Origin of the sequence: Leclercia adecarboxylata (assembly GCF_006171285.1) — a bacterium.
GTDB lineage: Bacteria > Pseudomonadota > Gammaproteobacteria > Enterobacterales > Enterobacteriaceae > Enterobacter > Enterobacter barmai.
Map to the genome: position 1 here is coordinate 820,248 of NZ_CP040889.1, position 15,640 is coordinate 835,887.

Annotated in this window: 18 protein-coding genes and 1 pseudogene; 9 read left to right on the forward strand and 10 right to left on the reverse strand. The window is 55.2% G+C overall.

Annotation, left to right across the window (positions count from 1 at the left end; all coding sequences use genetic code 11):
* Positions 1-8: 8 nt before the first annotated feature.
* From FHN83_RS05735 to FHN83_RS05755, 5 genes are all read right to left on the reverse strand, one after another.
* Positions 9-2,306, reverse strand: a complete 2,298-nt coding sequence (locus FHN83_RS05735) for a Dam family site-specific DNA-(adenine-N6)-methyltransferase (protein ID WP_139563431.1) — start codon at positions 2,304-2,306, stop codon at positions 9-11.
* Positions 2,303-3,157 (reverse strand): conserved phage C-terminal domain-containing protein, encoded by an 855-nt coding sequence (locus tag FHN83_RS05740; protein ID WP_139563432.1) that lies wholly within the window; start codon positions 3,155-3,157, stop codon positions 2,303-2,305. The genes FHN83_RS05735 and FHN83_RS05740 overlap by 4 nt, the downstream gene beginning before the upstream one ends.
* Positions 3,154-3,321 (reverse strand): DUF4222 domain-containing protein, encoded by a 168-nt coding sequence (locus FHN83_RS05745; protein ID WP_139563433.1) that lies wholly within the window; start codon positions 3,319-3,321, stop codon positions 3,154-3,156. The genes FHN83_RS05740 and FHN83_RS05745 overlap by 4 nt, the downstream gene beginning before the upstream one ends.
* A gap of 239 nt (positions 3,322-3,560) precedes the next feature.
* Positions 3,561-4,031 (reverse strand): YmfL family putative regulatory protein, encoded by a 471-nt coding sequence (locus FHN83_RS05750; RefSeq protein WP_139563434.1) that lies wholly within the window; start codon positions 4,029-4,031, stop codon positions 3,561-3,563.
* 70 nt (positions 4,032-4,101) lie between these two features.
* Entirely contained in the window at positions 4,102-4,347 is a 246-nt protein-coding gene (locus tag FHN83_RS05755) for a YdaS family helix-turn-helix protein (protein ID WP_139563435.1), read from the reverse strand.
* Positions 4,348-4,458: 111 nt separating this feature from the next.
* On the opposite strand from FHN83_RS05755, the gene FHN83_RS05760 reads away from it, so the two are divergent.
* From FHN83_RS05760 to FHN83_RS05800, 9 genes and pseudogenes are all read left to right on the forward strand, one after another.
* Positions 4,459-5,127 (forward strand): LexA family protein, encoded by a 669-nt coding sequence (locus FHN83_RS05760; RefSeq protein ID WP_419146407.1) that lies wholly within the window; start codon positions 4,459-4,461, stop codon positions 5,125-5,127.
* A gap of 491 nt (positions 5,128-5,618) precedes the next feature.
* Entirely contained in the window at positions 5,619-5,990 is a 372-nt protein-coding gene (locus FHN83_RS05765) for a hypothetical protein (protein WP_114316997.1), read from the forward strand.
* A 30-nt stretch (positions 5,991-6,020) separates the two neighbouring features.
* Complete coding sequence (locus FHN83_RS05770; protein ID WP_139563436.1) at positions 6,021-6,845, forward strand: YfdQ family protein; 825 nt, start codon at positions 6,021-6,023, stop codon at positions 6,843-6,845.
* Positions 6,846-6,977: 132 nt separating this feature from the next.
* On the forward strand, positions 6,978-7,514 hold the full coding sequence (locus tag FHN83_RS05775) for an HD family hydrolase (RefSeq protein ID WP_139563437.1): 537 nt from the start codon (positions 6,978-6,980) through the stop codon (positions 7,512-7,514).
* Entirely contained in the window at positions 7,505-7,969 is a 465-nt protein-coding gene (locus tag FHN83_RS05780) for a hypothetical protein (protein ID WP_139563438.1), read from the forward strand. The genes FHN83_RS05775 and FHN83_RS05780 overlap by 10 nt, the downstream gene beginning before the upstream one ends.
* A 1-nt stretch (position 7,970) precedes the next feature.
* A complete protein-coding gene (locus FHN83_RS05785) occupies positions 7,971-8,726 on the forward strand; it encodes a hypothetical protein (RefSeq protein WP_139563439.1) in 756 nt (251 codons plus the stop codon).
* A gap of 376 nt (positions 8,727-9,102) precedes the next feature.
* A pseudogene (locus FHN83_RS28510) lies at positions 9,103-9,405 on the forward strand (dATP/dGTP pyrophosphohydrolase domain-containing protein); the annotation flags it as partial.
* Between the two features lie 124 nt (positions 9,406-9,529).
* Complete coding sequence (locus tag FHN83_RS28515) at positions 9,530-9,736, forward strand: excisionase (protein ID WP_103822585.1); 207 nt, start codon at positions 9,530-9,532, stop codon at positions 9,734-9,736.
* Positions 9,697-10,887, forward strand: coding sequence for a site-specific integrase (locus FHN83_RS05800; RefSeq protein ID WP_139563440.1), 1,191 nt, complete (start codon positions 9,697-9,699; stop codon positions 10,885-10,887). The genes FHN83_RS28515 and FHN83_RS05800 overlap by 40 nt, the downstream gene beginning before the upstream one ends.
* 197 nt (positions 10,888-11,084) lie before the next feature.
* Here the strand turns inward: FHN83_RS05800 and hpxK are convergent, their stop codons facing one another.
* Genes hpxK through FHN83_RS05825 form a run of 5 tightly spaced genes read right to left on the reverse strand, consistent with a single transcriptional unit; the run spans position 11,085 to position 15,640 of the window.
* The gene (gene hpxK / locus FHN83_RS05805) at positions 11,085-12,347 is read right to left on the reverse strand and encodes an allantoate amidohydrolase (RefSeq protein ID WP_139563441.1); all 1,263 of its coding nucleotides are present in this window, start codon (positions 12,345-12,347) and stop codon (positions 11,085-11,087) included.
* Complete coding sequence (locus FHN83_RS05810; RefSeq protein ID WP_138371004.1) at positions 12,344-13,585, reverse strand: pyridoxal-phosphate-dependent aminotransferase family protein; 1,242 nt, start codon at positions 13,583-13,585, stop codon at positions 12,344-12,346. The genes hpxK and FHN83_RS05810 overlap by 4 nt, the downstream gene beginning before the upstream one ends.
* A 15-nt stretch (positions 13,586-13,600) precedes the next feature.
* Positions 13,601-14,338, reverse strand: a complete 738-nt coding sequence (locus FHN83_RS05815) for an amino acid ABC transporter ATP-binding protein (RefSeq protein WP_039030081.1) — start codon at positions 14,336-14,338, stop codon at positions 13,601-13,603.
* The gene (locus FHN83_RS05820) at positions 14,319-14,975 is read right to left on the reverse strand and encodes an amino acid ABC transporter permease (protein WP_176556535.1); all 657 of its coding nucleotides are present in this window, start codon (positions 14,973-14,975) and stop codon (positions 14,319-14,321) included. Before FHN83_RS05820 ends, FHN83_RS05815 begins: the two co-directional genes overlap by 20 nt.
* Entirely contained in the window at positions 14,975-15,640 is a 666-nt protein-coding gene (locus tag FHN83_RS05825; protein WP_139563443.1) for an amino acid ABC transporter permease, read from the reverse strand. The genes FHN83_RS05820 and FHN83_RS05825 overlap by 1 nt, the downstream gene beginning before the upstream one ends.

Below are 15,640 nucleotides of genomic sequence, written 5' to 3' on the forward strand. Positions count from 1 at the left end.
GCTACCCCCTACATAACCGCAACGATATCGCTGACGGTTTCGCGTGTACTGGATTTACTGGATATCGCGCGCCGGGCGCGGACGTATTTGAGTTCAAAGCCGTGCTGCTGGTACAGATCAATGATGCGGGGCGCTGATGAATTGCTGATCACCACTCTGGCACCCCGCTGGTGGGCGGCAATACAGCACTCCGCCAGGGCAATCTGGTCGTCCCAGCTAAAACCGCCTGGCGCATAACTGGTGAACCCGCTGGTGCCCGGCAGCGGCTCATAAGGCGGATCGCAGTAAACGACATCGCCCTCGCCAGCCAGAGAAAGCGTGCGGCGGAACCCGGCATTCATGAATACGCAGTTGCTCGCCAGCGCAGTGAACGCCTCGATCTCTTTTTCAGGGAAATATGGATTGGGGTATTTGCCCCAGCCAACGTTGAACTTTCCGGCGAGGTTGTAACGGATCAGCCCGTTGAAGCAGTGCCGGTTCAGGTACAGGAAAGCTGCGGCGCGCTCCGACCCGGCCAGCAGCTGCCCGTTGAAATCTTCGGCGACTTCGGCATACCCGGCGGCGCTGTTTTTGGTGCTGAACAACAGGCGGGCTTGATGAATCACGACATCCGGTACCACAGCCAGCATCTGGTACAGGTGGATCAGGTCTGCGTTGATGTCCGCCAGCAGGAAAGTGTCGTGCTTATGGGAGTTGATGAACACAGAACCTCCACCAACAAACGGCTCAATCAGGCGCTGGCCGGTGGGGATCAGGCGGTCGATATCCGACAACTGGTGGTATTTTCCACCAGCCCACTTGAGGAAAGGGCGCTGCCAGGTGCGGGCTGGTGGTGATGCTGGCGACGCAACCAGCTTTGTCTCTGTCAGTTTCGCGGCGATACGCTCACCAATCCAGCGCATCACTGGTACCGCCATGCTGTTGCCGATAGCTTTGTAGCGCGGGCCATCCGGGCAATCATCTGCATCCTTTCCGCGCCAACTGATCAGGGTGTAATTGTCATGGAAACCCTGAAGGCGCTCGCACTCTACCGGCGTTAGTCGACGCACTGCTACGCCATGCATTACCGCTGGAGCAAGGTTGGTTCCACTGCTGGCGCTGGTTAAAGTCGGAGATTGCTCTTCGGCATAACCAATTCCGCCTGCTTTAGCACCCTGCTCAGCCTTGAATGCATACGCAATAGCTGGGGGCTGCCCGCTGTTGGCATGGCTTTTATCGTGGTTGCCTGCGCGAATCGTTGGAGACAGATCCGGCGTCGCATCAGCCCCATTATCTTTGTAACTAAATGCAATGCAGGCGTTTTCCTGTCCATTGTTGCGTCCAAGCGTGTGCGCCAGTTCTCGGTTAGTGTCAGGATCCTGCGTCCCGTGCACTGCGAAGGTTTCCACTTCAAAATCTATTCTCTGTCCTTTCGCAGTCAGGCAAGCAGCAACATCGATGTTTCCACTGGTGTTTCCACCGCCGAAAGCCACAACTGGAACTCCTCTCCCGGTTCCGTCCTCACTGCCATCAAAGCCTTCACCCTTCAATGTGTGGCTAACGTCACCATTAGCGCACTGAGCTATCAGGTGTCCAGCTTGTGCCTGATTGTCGTCTGCGCCACACGTTCCAACGCCTCGTGCAGTAAGGGCGGCAATAGCCTTTTGCGTTTCTCGGCGCGGCGCAGAATCCCGGCGCACGCTGTCGAGCTCAAAAAGTACCGCTGCGGGATCGAATCCTTTTCGAGCACTTGCGACAACGAACACACGGCGGCGGCGTTGGGCCACTCCGAAAAATTGAGCATCAAGGACGCGCCAGGCAATAACCCTTTCTGGTCCAGACACACAACCTGCGTGCGTCCATTTTCCCCCTGCTGGCTGCAATTCACGGCTTTCTCCGGCAAGTCCTGCCAGAAAACACCCGAAGGCATTGTCTTTGCTGCTGAGTACGCCGGGGACGTTTTCCCAGACGATGATAGATTCTGGCTCACCGCGCTCGCGGCGTTTTGCGTCGATTGCATTGGCTAATTCCACGTAAGAAAGGGTTAACTGGCCGCGCGTGTCGGCGAGACCGTTGCGTAATCCAGCAATGCTGAATGCCTGGCACGGTGTACCACCCACCAGTACATCAGGAGCTTCTACGGCACCGACCCGAATGGCCGCCGCAATCAGGGTCATATCGCCCAGGTTGGCAACCTCAGGCCACCGCGCCGCCAGAACAGCTGACGGGAACTTCTCTATCTCGGAGAACCATGCCGCCTCCCAGCCAAGGGATTCCCAGGCAATGCTCGCCGCTTCGATACCGCTGCAAACAGATCCGTATCTCATCCCCGGAACCCCTCTGGAATAGTTTTATCAACAGGGCCGAACTTCATCGGATCCGCCTTACGCTGGCCCCACGTTTCGCGCGCCGGGCGCCCTGCAGCGTTCCACTTGTTCGCCGATTGCAGGTAGCCGGGGAATTTGGAAGGCAGGAACAGGGTCGTTGGGCGAAGATATTCGGCCATTTTCAGATCGTCGCCCCACTTCTCGACGCTGTAATCAACCACCAGCGTAAGCTCGTCAGGCGTAAACCCTTCAGCCAGACGGCCGCGAATGTTTTCCAGGGACGACTTGCAGACCTGGTACCGAGATCCAGTGGTCTGGTTCAGGTGAGATAAAACCTGTTTCGCCTGATCAGTGATCACCACGGCAGGGTCGGGTTGCGGCGCAACCGGACAAGAAGGTTTTTTATCTGATGGATCAGTAGTTGATTTTACTGACGGATCCCCGCCAGATTCTGACGGGTCAAAACCGCCTTTTTGTCCGGATTTTGACGCCTCAAATTTTGACGGGTCAGATTTTGAGGCGTCAGAATTTGACGTGTCAGAATCTGGCAGGTGAGACAGTGCCGCAGTACGGAGCTTTGCCACATTCAGCTGATAGATATTGGATGCGTTACGGTTACCCTGGCGGCGCTGAGTGCGCTTCAGCCAGCCGTCTTTCTCAAGTTTCGCGATCGCCGTTCGCACAGTGCTTGGCCCGGCACCGAGCTGCCGCGCAATAGTTTCGATGGAAGGCCAGCAGACTCCCTCATCGCTGCTGAAATCAGCCAGGCGCGCCATGATCGCCACGCTGGACAATTTCATGCCGGAAGCCGCGCAGCCGTCCCAAACGTAGCTGCTTAATTTAGTGCTCATCCATCAACCCTTTTAAATTTCTCCCGGAACCGGTCAACAGGCTGCATGCATTCATGCTCGTAGCCTTTTCGCAGGAAGATAACTTGCCGCCGTTCGCGGTCGTATCCGATGACATTGACTTCGACTCCTCGGTTGTCTCGGTAACGCCGATCAAGAGGTTCCATGCTTTACGCCCTTGGTCATTCATTGCTGCAAATGTCCCTACCACATCGCTCGGTGACTGGTAGTTGTGGGTACCGTCGGCTGTTTGTATTCTTTCCACATAGCCGAACGGGGCATTTCGCCCTACCAGCGGCGGGCAACGGAATTGCTTAGCTGGTCTGAATCGGTTTAAACTGTTCATGCGTTAGTTTCTCCACTGATACGACACGCCACGACGCCCGGAGCTGCACACTCGCGGGCGTCATTTCTTTTGGCTTTTCTTACGGCTGAACAATGCGACGATTGCGCGAATTTCTTCTTCACGCGCAGCCAGATGGCGTCGGTGATGTTCCTGAATTTCTTCAGCTTCATGTGCTTCGATTACCCCATCTTCCAAAGCAGCCTGGATAATTTGATCTACGCGCCCGCGTGCAGCTGCCGTACGCATGGCTCGAGTAAAAAGATCCACACGGTCGAGATCATCAAGCTGAGGCACATCCACCAGCAGCGCGCCGCGGCGTTGAGCGAAGTAATCAGCCAAAAATGAGGTGTTCGAGATGTCCTCCATCGCCTCCAGCTCGTTCACTTCAAAGAAGCGGCAGCCGTTCTTCTCGTACAGGTTGTTATTGAACTGAGACAGCTTCATACCCAGAGCGCCTGCCATCGCTTCACGCCCGCCCGGATAGGCTTTGCACATCGACTTAACTACATCTTTCAAACTTTGCTCTACCATGTTGTTTTTCCTTTGGTAGTTCATCAATTCGGCTTAATTGTGTAACGTTAGTTACGCACTAAACTCTCGGTTAGCTGTCACGCTTCGGACAGTCTTCCAGCTCTGGCCACATATATTTCCAGCGATCGGGGTGAAGCTTTTTACGAGTTACTTCACCGTTGCTATGCAGCTCGATCGCCACTGAAAGTTCTGTACCCAGAGCCGAGTTTTTTGCGAGTGCCACGCGCAGCGAATTCAGCGTAGTGCCACACTTTTTTGCGAACTCGCGTTGCTCTGCCAGCGTAAGGCTGTTCAGAAAGGCCCTCAGTTCGTCCATTGCTTTTCCTCTTGATGGTTTATGCCCTCAAGAGAATATACCCATAGGTAAAGTAAATTTCAATACCCATGGGTTATTTACCACAAGGTAAACTTCGCTATGCTCATGAGCATGGATAAATACGAAAAACGAAGGCTACGCCTCATTCAGCTGAGGGATGATTACTGCGACGGCAAGGCGGTAAGCATCGCCCGCAAAATTGACCGGGAACCATCCTATGTTTCACGGATGTTATACCCTGAAGGAAAATCGGGTAAGAAACGTATCGCCGATGATATGGTTGAGATAATCGAAAGATCTTTTGACCTACCTCGCGGTTGGATGGATGGACTTGTGGCTCAAGATGTGCAAAACATACGAGTTACAAAGCAACCAAGCCGAATGAAGGGATATCCATTGATAAGCTGGGTTCAAGCTGGGGCATGGTCTGAAGCCCTGGAACCATATTCATTAAACGACATTGACGAATGGCCAGAATCTTCCGCCCATGTAATGGGTCCGGCGTTCTGGCTGAAAGTGCAAGGCGACTCCATGACTTCGCCTGTTGGGCTTAGCATCCCTGAGGGTATGATGATTTTCGTCGACACAGGGCGTGAGGCCGAGAACGGAGACCTCGTGGTTGCTAAGCTTGAAGGCTCTGAGGCCACCTTCAAAAAATTAATCATCGACGCAGGGCAGAAGTACCTTAAGCCTTTAAATCCTATCTATCCCATGATCCCCATTAACGGTAACTGCCGAATCATCGGTGTGGTTATCGAAGCCAGGATCATGCTGAAGTAGTTCTTTCGGCGGCCCAGCGTCGCCGTTTTCCTTCCCCCTTTCTGATTTCCTATAGCGCCATTTTTTAATGGTCGTTTACTCATTCTCAAAATATTTACCCGCAGGTATTGATTTAATTATATACCTGCGGGTATGCTTAAATTCACGACACAACATGTAAGCGCACTCCTTCAAACCAGTTATGGGTGACAGGTGTGAAAACAGCGGAGTGCGCTTCCAGTTGTGGTGAATTGCAGCCGCTCCGACGGCAACCAGAAGATCAGCGTCTGGCCCACAACTTGTAACCTGTAAAAGCTGCGTTGCTGTCTTTGGCGGCATCTGTCTCTACCCGTGAGGATGCCGCAATTTTTTTACGCAACACACAAGAGCATCACCGTAGCGACGGCTCATAACCCAATCGCACGGGCTGTTCCACCAGCAGATGCTCTTCTGTGTTGTGTGGAGAAACTAACCCGGCTGTGTCAGCAGCCTGTTTTCAGAGGGTATACCCGATGAGTAATGAACGTTTGACCGATGTGCCCGAGTTTATGGGCGAACTGGACGGCGGCGTGTTCCAGAACAAGATCGCCGTGGCACTGAGTGAGGTCGCCTTCGGCGTTCTCAACAACGGCCAGAAGGGAAAAGTTACGTTGACGTTTGAGCTGGACCGCATGAGCAACTCAGTCGAAGAGAAGCGCGTGATGATCAAGCACAAGCTGGCTTATGTACGCCCTACCCCTCGAGGCAAATCCTCGGAAGAGGACAGCACCGAAACGCCGATGTACGTCAACCGCGGCGGCAAGCTGACCATCCTGCAGGAAGACCAGGGGCAGCTGTTCAGCCTCAAAGGCGATCCGGATGCGAAGCTGCGCTCGCAGCAGTAACCTACCATTCACCCACGTTAAGGAAATACCATGTCCCACTCTTTAGACTCCGGCGCGATTGAAAAAATCCAGACTCTGGTGTTGTCGCAGTTCGTCGAAGAGAAGTTGTCATCTGTTGACTGCCCGGCTGCCGTCTTACCAGCTGGTGCCAGCATCGAAAACCTGGAGCGCCTGTCGCTGGAGCGCTACCGTTTTCGCGGCAAAATGCAGACCGCCAGCATTGACGACTTTGCCCGCTACTCTATCGGCTATGTAGTTGAGGGTACCCGCTGCTTCATCAATGCCGATGAGATGCGCGCGGCTGCCGTGTTCAACCTGGGCACGCTTAATAATCCGGGCCACGCTGATAATACTGCCCTGCTGGCGCTGAAAAAGACCGCCCCGTTTGCCTCCCTGCTGTCCATCAATGGCTATCGCCACAGCCAGAAAGAACTGGCTGAGTGGCTGGAAGACTGGGCAGAAAATCTGCTCGGCTTTGATGCCGACGGCGAAACGATCGACGCGAAGAAGTCTGCGGCGGCGATCCGCAAGATCACTATCGAGTCCATCCAGAAAGCTGACTACGAGGATCAGGACTTTAGCGGCAAGCGCTCTCTGATGGAAAGCGTTGAAGCTCGCACGCAGGACATCATGCCGGTGGCGTTCGAGTTTCGCTGCGTGCCGTTCGAAGGCCTGGCGGAGCGTCCATTCAAACTGCGGCTGAGCATCATCGGCGGCGATCGCCCTACTCTGGTGCTGCGCATTGTTCAGCTGGAAGCCCAGCAGGAAGATATGGCCACTGAGTTCCGTGATCTGCTGGTCGAGAAGTTCAAAGACAGCCAGGTGGAAACCTTTATCGGTTCTTTCAGCGCTTAATTACGTTGCCTTAAATGCCCCGCATCAGGGGCATTTAGTGAAGCGAAATTAAATTAACGATCGCCAGCAGGCGAGGGATTCGCTCAACCAAAAATCAGGCGCGGTGCAGCGCGTATTAATGGAGAACACGTAATGTCATATATTCAGACACTATCCGGGAAGCATATTAACTACCTCAATATTCATCACGAAGATATCGTGATCGAGGATATTGCCACTGCCCTTTCTCACATCTGCCGCTTTGCCGGCCACCTGCCGGAGTTCTACAGCGTCGCGCAGCATTCAGTGCTGGTCAGCCAGCTGGTACCCGCAGAGTTCGCGCTTGAAGCGCTGCTGCATGATGCTGCTGAAGCGTATTGCCAGGACATCCCGGCGCCGCTGAAACACCTGCTCCCGGATTACCAGCGTATCGAGGCGTATGTCGATAGCGAAATCCGTGCGAAGTTCGGATTACCGACCCACCAGCACGACACGGTTAAGTATGCCGACCTGGTTATGCTCGGTACCGAACGCCGGGATCTCGATATCGACGACGGTACCGTGTGGCCAGTGCTCGAAGGCATCCCAACGACCGACATGTTTACCGTCATCCCGCTTCGCCCACGTCAGGCTTATGGCCTGTTCATGGCCCGGTTCAATGAACTGACGGGGATCCGCAAATGCGCCTGACCAATATCCAGTTAATTCACGCCGCCCACCACGCTGCACGCTATTTGCCGAAAGCGTCGGGAGAACTGGTAAGGGAGCTGGCCACACGACTGGATGTTGCACTGGTGGCGCAACGCGAAGCGACTAAGCAGCGGGATGCGCTAGCGGCGGAGAATGCCGGGCTGAAGCAGTTCCCTGACCAGATTGTTAATTTCATCGGAAAACTTGGTACTAGCGAAATCGGTAGCAGTACGAGAGAGGCGATAGAAACTGGAGCAAAACGAATCAAAACCCCGGCCACCGACGCCCACCAGGCTGAACTACGCGCTCAGGGCGTGGAGATGTTTGCCCGGGAGATACACGCAGACATTAGCGAGGCCGATGCTATCGAGTTCGCCGCCCAACTTCGCCAGGATGCCAACACCACAGAACTGGTAGCCGCTGGCATCCTCGTCAGCATCAACGGGGAGGGCTGATATGATCCACTATCACGGCGGTCCCATTACGCCGGATACGTGCGCGCTGAAGGCGTGGAAAGGACGGCATGCCTTCATCTCGTTCGCACACTCCGGCCAGATCGATCTCGCAGCTGAATACTGTCAGTCTTTTGCCTTGGACAATGGAGCATTCACCGCATGGAAGGCCGCGGGCAAAAACAAAATCGACTGGGGAGACTACTACGCGTTTGTCTCGCGCTGGAAGAATCACCCTGGATTTGACTTCGCCATCATCCCTGACGTTATCGATGGCGGGGAAGAAGAAAACGAGGCGCTTTTACAGGAGTGGCCGCACGGTGAATTCTTCGGTGTTCCGGTCTGGCATATGAACGAGAGTGACGACCGCTTTATCAAGCTATGCAACGAATATCCCCGCGTGGCGATCGGCAGTTGCGGAGACTATGACGTCAAGCGCCCTAATCTCGCTGTGGCTAGGATTAAAGACCTGATCCGCCATGTCACTGATGACTATGGCCAGCCAGTCACGAAGTTACACGGTCTGCGCATGTTAAATCCTTTGATTTTCACAAAACTACCGCTAGCCAGCGCAGACAGTACGAACGTTGCCAGGAATATCGGCATTGATAAGGCCTGGTCTGGGGCGTATGCCCCGGCGTCTAAAGAGACTCGCGCTGCGCTCATGGTAGAGCGCATTGAATCGCACAACAGCCCCGGATCTCTCGCGTATTGCGAGCAGCGTGACCGTTTCGACATGCAGTTGCAATTAGCAGTATAAGGACTCACTCATGACATTCACCAAAGAGCAGTTGATCAATCAGGCGCGTGAAGAAGTTGCTTTCTGGCGCGAGCGTGACGAGCTTATTCCGTCTCAGCAAACAGCTATACGCCTGCGCCTGGCTGAAACCACGCTGGCAGCGCTGACAGCTGAGCCAGTGTATCAACTCATAAACTACGACTGGTACGATACAACCAAAGAAGTTTATCAGAGTGTTGTTAGCGCAGGTGGCAGAGGCCGCATAGTTTACGCAGCCCCTCCAGCGCCGGTAGTGCCGGAAGAAATTAAGCATCGGCTAGGTGGGTTGGATTGGGGTTGGGAGGGCGAATTTAATCGCGGCTGGAACGCCTGCCGCGCGGCGATGCTTCAGGATAAAGCCGAACCACGGCAAGCTGTTCGCATTGAGCATGCAGAATGGTCACAGTCTACGTTTGGCGATGCTGGCCCTGTCGGCCCGCTTAAGCACCTTTCTAAGGAGGCTTTAGAAGCAGCGGCCGAGCCTGGCGACCTCAGCGAGTGGGCTGATATGCAATTCTTGTTGTGGGATGCTCAGCGCCGTGCAGGAGTCACCGACGAACAGATTACCCTGGCGATGATTGAGAAGCTGGCGATCAACAAAGCTCGGCGCTGGCCGAAGCCAAAAGATGGCGAACCACGCCTGCATATTAAAGAAGTACCGCAGCAGGAGGACCCGCAAATAAAAAAGTAAACGGATGTGGTAGTTGTTGTGACTGGTTCCGCAATGGTTGCGGGACCTGTATTTTCAAAGAATGACCGGGTGCAGCCGGTAAAGTGGAGGAATTATGCTGAACCTCGATTGTGTGCCTATCTCAGCTTATTGCAATGAAACTGGTGAGAGCATTGATGCCATTAATAAGCGCTTACAGCGCGGAGTTTGGCGTGAAGGTGTTCAAGTTCTGAAAGTGGAAGGCGTTAAGGAGAGATGGATCGATTTGAGTGAGGTAGCTAAATGGGCAAGACAGAGTCGCCTAAACTCCCGCGCGGCGTGACCATCAGGAAGCACAGCCAGGGTGAAACCATAAATATCACGTTCACTTATAAAGGGGTGAAATGCAGAGAACCCCTTTCAAATTTAGAGGTGAGCGCTAAAAACTTGAAATACGCCGAGCGGACCCTCGGCGAAATTCATAATCAAATCGAGCGTGGAACATTCGTTTATGCAGAATATTTCCCTCGATCTGCACGGTTAAAATTATTTGGCAATGCGGCCGCTGGAAAGACAATAAAAATGTACCTGGACGAATACATTCAAATCTGTGAAACGCGAAAACTTTCGCCGTCTACCATCGGCGGTTATAAAAAATGTCGTAGCGCGCTGGCAGCTCTTCACTCACTACCTGCAAGCGAGCTTACACCGGCTGCAATGAAGGCGTGGATCCAGAGCCGCACCACTACGCTGAAGACAATTCGCAACCAACTTTCTTTCTTGCGATCAGCGCTTGATGAGGCTGTAACAGATGGCGTCCTCCAACTCAATCCTGTATCCCTGATAACGGCATCCCGGTATCAAAGCGACAAATCGACTGCTGACAGCGATTATATTGTCGATCCGCTTTCACCAGCAGAAGTGGATGCCCTCCTCTCCTCTGCCACAAATAAGCAATGGGGCAACCTGTTTATGTTCGCGATCCAGACGGGTTTACGCAGCTCGGAGTTATGCGCACTGCGCTGGCGCGATATAGATTTCATCGGGAAGACGGCGCACGTTCAGAACGCGAGTGTAGTAGGGGTTATTAAGGGGACGAAAACAAAGGCAGGAACGCGCAAGGTGGAACTTAACGATGCGGCGATGGCTGTGCTGGCGAATCAGAAAACCTTCACCTTTATGAAAGACGCCACGATATTCGAGGATCCGAAAACGAATAAGCCATGGGCCAGCGCAGACGCAATCCGCAAAAAAGCCTGGGTTCCGACATTACGTAAAGCGGGGATCAGATACCGTAACCCATACCAGACCAGGCATACCTTCGCGACCCGCCACATCAGCCAAGGCGCCAACCTTTTCTGGCTCGCCGGACAGATGGGGCATAAGGGGCCAGAGATGCTATTCAGGCATTATGGATCATATTTGAAAGAGTACGACGGGAACACTGAGCGAAGACCACTCCTTGCCAGTGGCGGGACGCGAAAGGAGCCGTAAAGGAGCCGCGGCAATTTTCACGGATAATTAATCTTTCTTTATTATACGGTTACGGAGTTTCGGACACGGGTTCAACTCCCGCCAGCTCCACCAAAATTCTTTGTTAACGGTCACCAGAGCCTGATACGAAGTCCTGAAAGCCCGCATGGCGCAAGCCTGCGGGCTTTTTTGTATCCAGAAAAATCAAGACACAAAGCTTATTCCAGCCCCTCTAACGCAAAGACCGCACGTGAAAAAGCATCCAGCGCCAGCGCCACATCTTCAGCATTAACCGACTCTGCGGGATGGTGACTGACTCCCCCTTTACAGCGCACAAAGAGCATTCCCACCGGCCAACGTCCGGCAATAGCAATGGCGTCGTGCCCGGCACCGCTTGGCAAGGTCAGTGAACGTCCCTGCACTGCATGCACCGCGTCGCGGAGTACCTGCTGTAAACGGCTGTCGCAGGCGGTAGCGGAAATACGATAAAACGTCTCGGCGCTAAATTGTAACTGGCGGCGGGCAGCAATCAGCTGCGCCTCAGCCAGTAGCGCATTCAACAGCGAATCAAGCGGCTCGTTAGCTGGCCCGCGAATATCGAGCGTGAGCGACACGTCACCGGGGATAACGTTTACCGCACCCGGTGCGAGGCGCAGCGTGCCCACCGTAGCAACCAGATTTCCGCCCCTTTCGCCGGTCATGGTCTCAATGCGCATCATCCACTCGGCGGCGGCGGCCAGCGCATCTTTACGATGACTCATCGGTACCGTCCCCGCGTGTCCAGCCTCACCGGTAAAGCAGCAGTTCAGGCGACGCGCACCGTTAATCGCCTCGACGACGCCCAGGGCCAGATCTTCCTGCTCCAGACAAGGGCCCTGCTCAATATGCAGTTCGAGATAAGCGGCAAACTCCTCTGCGCGACGTGCAGCATGGCTGATGCGCGCCGGATCCAGCCCTGCCTGCACCATCGCCTGCGCCACGCTAATCCCCTGCGCATCGGTCTGCGCCAGCCAGCCTTCAGGCCAGGTACCGGTCAGCCCCCGACTGCCGAGCAGCGTAATGCCGAATCGCGTTCCCTCTTCATCGCAAAAGCCGACAATCTCTATAGCTTTCTCCAGATGCCGACCCTGCTGATGCAGATTGTGGACCACCTCGATCGCCGTGAGTACGCCCAGCATACCGTCGTAACGCCCGGCATTGCGCACGGTATCAAGATGGGAGCCCAGCAGAATGGCCGGCGCGCCCTCCTGCTGACCTTCGTAACGTCCACAAATATTGCCCACGCTGTCCTGCCAGACGGTCATTCCGGCCTGACTCATCCACAGCGCGACCTGCTGATTGGCCTGAAGGTGTTGAGGCGATAAATAGACACGCGTCAATGCTCCTGGCGTCTCGCTGATGGCGGCCAGCACGTCGGCACGCGCCATCACTCTCGCAGCAGCCTGCTGCCACTCCGCCTGCTGGCGTATTGGTTTACTCATTGCCCGCTCTCAGTACAGTAGTGATCCCATGCAGCCTGCATCGCGGCGCCCTGGGTTGTCGGGAACCTGAGATAGTTCAACACTGATTCCAGCGCGCTGAGGGTCGTCATTACGCACGCTTTACGCGCGTTATAGCCCATGGTGCCAATACGCCACACCTTACCGTGAAGCGGTCCGAACGACGTACCGATCTCAATACCGAAATCGTCGAGCATCAGTTTGCGCACCTGATCCCCGTTGATACCCTGAGGGATCACCACGCCGAGCACGTTATTCATCTTATGTTTGAGGTCGCCGAACGTCTCCAGCCCCATTCCCTGAATACCTTTCACCAGCGCATCACCGTGCAGCTTATGACGGGCAATACCGTTATCCAGGCCTTCCTGAAGGATCAGACGCGCACATTCCCGGGCGGCAAACAGCGCCGACGTGGCTTCAGTATGGTGATTGAGTCGCTCCGGCCCCCAGTAATCCATGATCATCCCAAGATCGAAATAGTTGGAGTACACCATTTCATCAACACCATCGAGATGCGCATCGGTGCGAATACCTTCTTCAACGCATTTGCGGCGGCGAATAACCTCCTCCATGCGTGCGCTGAGCGTAATGGGCGAGGTACCCGACGGACCGCCAAGGCACTTCTGCATCCCGGCCGAAACGGCATCCAGCTGCCAGGCATCGGTTTCCAGCGGATTGCCGCCCAGCGAGGCGGTGGCATCAGTGTAAAACAGCACATCGTAACGACGGCAAATTTCTCCCAGCTCCGCCAGCGGCTGCAGCATGGTGGTGGAGGTATCTCCCTGCACCGTCAGTAGCAGACGCGGACGTACCCGTTTGATCGCGTCTTCAATCTGGTCCGGGGTAAAGACCTCTCCCCAGGGGACGTCGATGGTGTGCACCTCCGCCCGGCAGCGGCGGGCAATTTCGCACAACAGATGGCCGAAGCGACCAAACACCGGCACCAGCACTTTATCCCCGGGACGGATCGCTGAAACCAGAATCGCTTCGATCCCCGCCCGCGAGGTGCCGTCCACCAGCATCGTCCAGCGGTTCTCAGTGCGGAATACGCCACGGTAAAGCGCCATCACCTCGTTCATGTAATGCGTCATCGCCGGATCATACTGACCGATAAGCTGGCTTGACATGGCACGCAGTACACGAGGATCGGCATTAATTGGGCCAGGGCCCATTAGCAGCCGCGACGGCGGGTTGATTTGCGAAAACTGAGAGATATCCATCTGAAAATCCTTACGTTAATTGAGACCGCGCACGGAGGAGATAAACTGCTTCAGTTCGCTGGTCTGCGGACTGGCGAACAGCGTTTTGCTGTCACCCTGCTCCCAGACGCGCCCCTGATGCATAAACACCACGCGGTCGCCCACTTCGCGGGCAAAATTCATTTCATGGGTCACGAGAATCAGGGTCATACCCTCCGCCGCCAGCTGCTCCAGCACCTTGAGTACTTCGCCCACGAGCTCAGGATCCAGCGCTGAGGTGATCTCGTCACAGAGTAAAACTTTTGGCGACATTGCCAGGGCGCGGGCAATCGCCACCCGCTGCTGCTGGCCACCGGAAAGGCTGGAGGGATAGTAATCCAGCCGGTCACCGAGACCGACCTTCTCCAGCATACGTCGGGCCAGGTCACGGCACTCGGCGGCGCTTTTTTTTAGCACCCGACGCGGGGCCAGCATCACGTTCTCCAGCGCCGTCATATGCGGGAACAGGTTGAAGTTCTGGAATACCATCCCAATTGAACGGCTGATTTCCCGCGCCTGGGAATCGCGGTCGGTAATGGTCATCCCGCCGAGCTTGATACTGCCGTCCTGATAACCCTCCAGGCCGTTGATGCAGCGCAGCAGCGTGCTTTTACCTGACCCACTGCGGCCAATAATCGAGATAACTTCACCCATATCGATATCCAGATCGACGCCCTTGAGCACGTGGTTATCGCCGTAATACTTCTGCATCTGGTTAATGGTGATGAGAGGCATTGAATTTATTCTCCAGATAGCGGCTGTAGCGGGACAGCGGGTAACACAGAATGAAGTAGCCCAGCGCCACCAGCGCAAAGACTTTAAACGGCTGATACGTAACATTGGTCAGCATCGTCCCGGCCTTCGTCAGTTCGATAAAACCGATGATTGACGCCAGCGCCGTTCCCTTGATCACCTGAACGGCAAAACCTACCGTTGGGGCGATAGCGATGCGCATCGCCTGGGGCGCAACCACCCGACAAAGCGTCTGACCAAAGCTCAGGCCCAGGCAGCGGGACGCTTCCCACTGCCCTTTTGGCAGGGCACGAATGCTGCCAAACCAGATATCAAGCAGAAAGGCGCTGGTGTAAAACGTCAGCACCATTGACGCTGCGGTCCAGGCTGAAACGTCAATACCAAACAGCGCAACGCCGAAAAAGGCGAGGAACAACTGCATGAGCAGCGGCGTCCCCTGAAACAGCTCGACATAGCCGCGGATCAGGCGTTTCAGCTGACGGCCTCCGGTCAGACGCAGCAGTAAAAGCGGCAATGTGACCAGCCCGCCGCCCACAAAGGCCACCAGGGAGAGCAGCACCGTCCAGCGCCCGGCCAGCAGTAAATTGCGGACAATGTCCCAGTCGGTAAAGGTTGTCATCATGCCTGTACCCCCAGCCATTTTCGCCCCGCCGCCATCAGCAGCTGACGCATCGTTATCGACAGCACCAGATAAATGCCCGTCGTGACCAGATAAACCTCAAAACTGAGGAATGTGCGCGACTGAATCAGGTTGGCAGCGAAGGTCAGCTCTTCATAAGAGACCTGTGACACTACTGACGATCCGAGCATCACGATAATGCACTGGCTAACCAGGGCAGGATAAATGCGCTGTAACGCAGGCGGCAGAACAATCTGGATAAACGTCTGCATCCGGCTCAGCCCCAGTACACGCCCCGCCTCCCACTGCCCTTTTGGCGTCACCTGAATACCGGCGCGGACAATTTCGGTACTGTAAGCCCCGAGGTTCACAATCATCGCCAGCAGCGCGGCTTCGCCGGCGGTCATCTTCAGGCCCAGATTCGGCAAGCCAAAGACGATAAAAAAGAGCTGAACCACAAATGGCGTGTTGCGGATCATCTCCACATACCCGCCCCAAATCCGGCTTAACCACGTAGGGGGCCCGCTACGAATGGCAGCGCCGACAATCCCTGTCAGCAGACCGCCAGCTGTCGCCAGTACGGTCAGCTGAACGGTGACCCACAGTCCCGCCAGCAGCTCCGGCCACAGGGGCCAGAGCGCAGAAAAATCAAGTTGCTCCGTCAT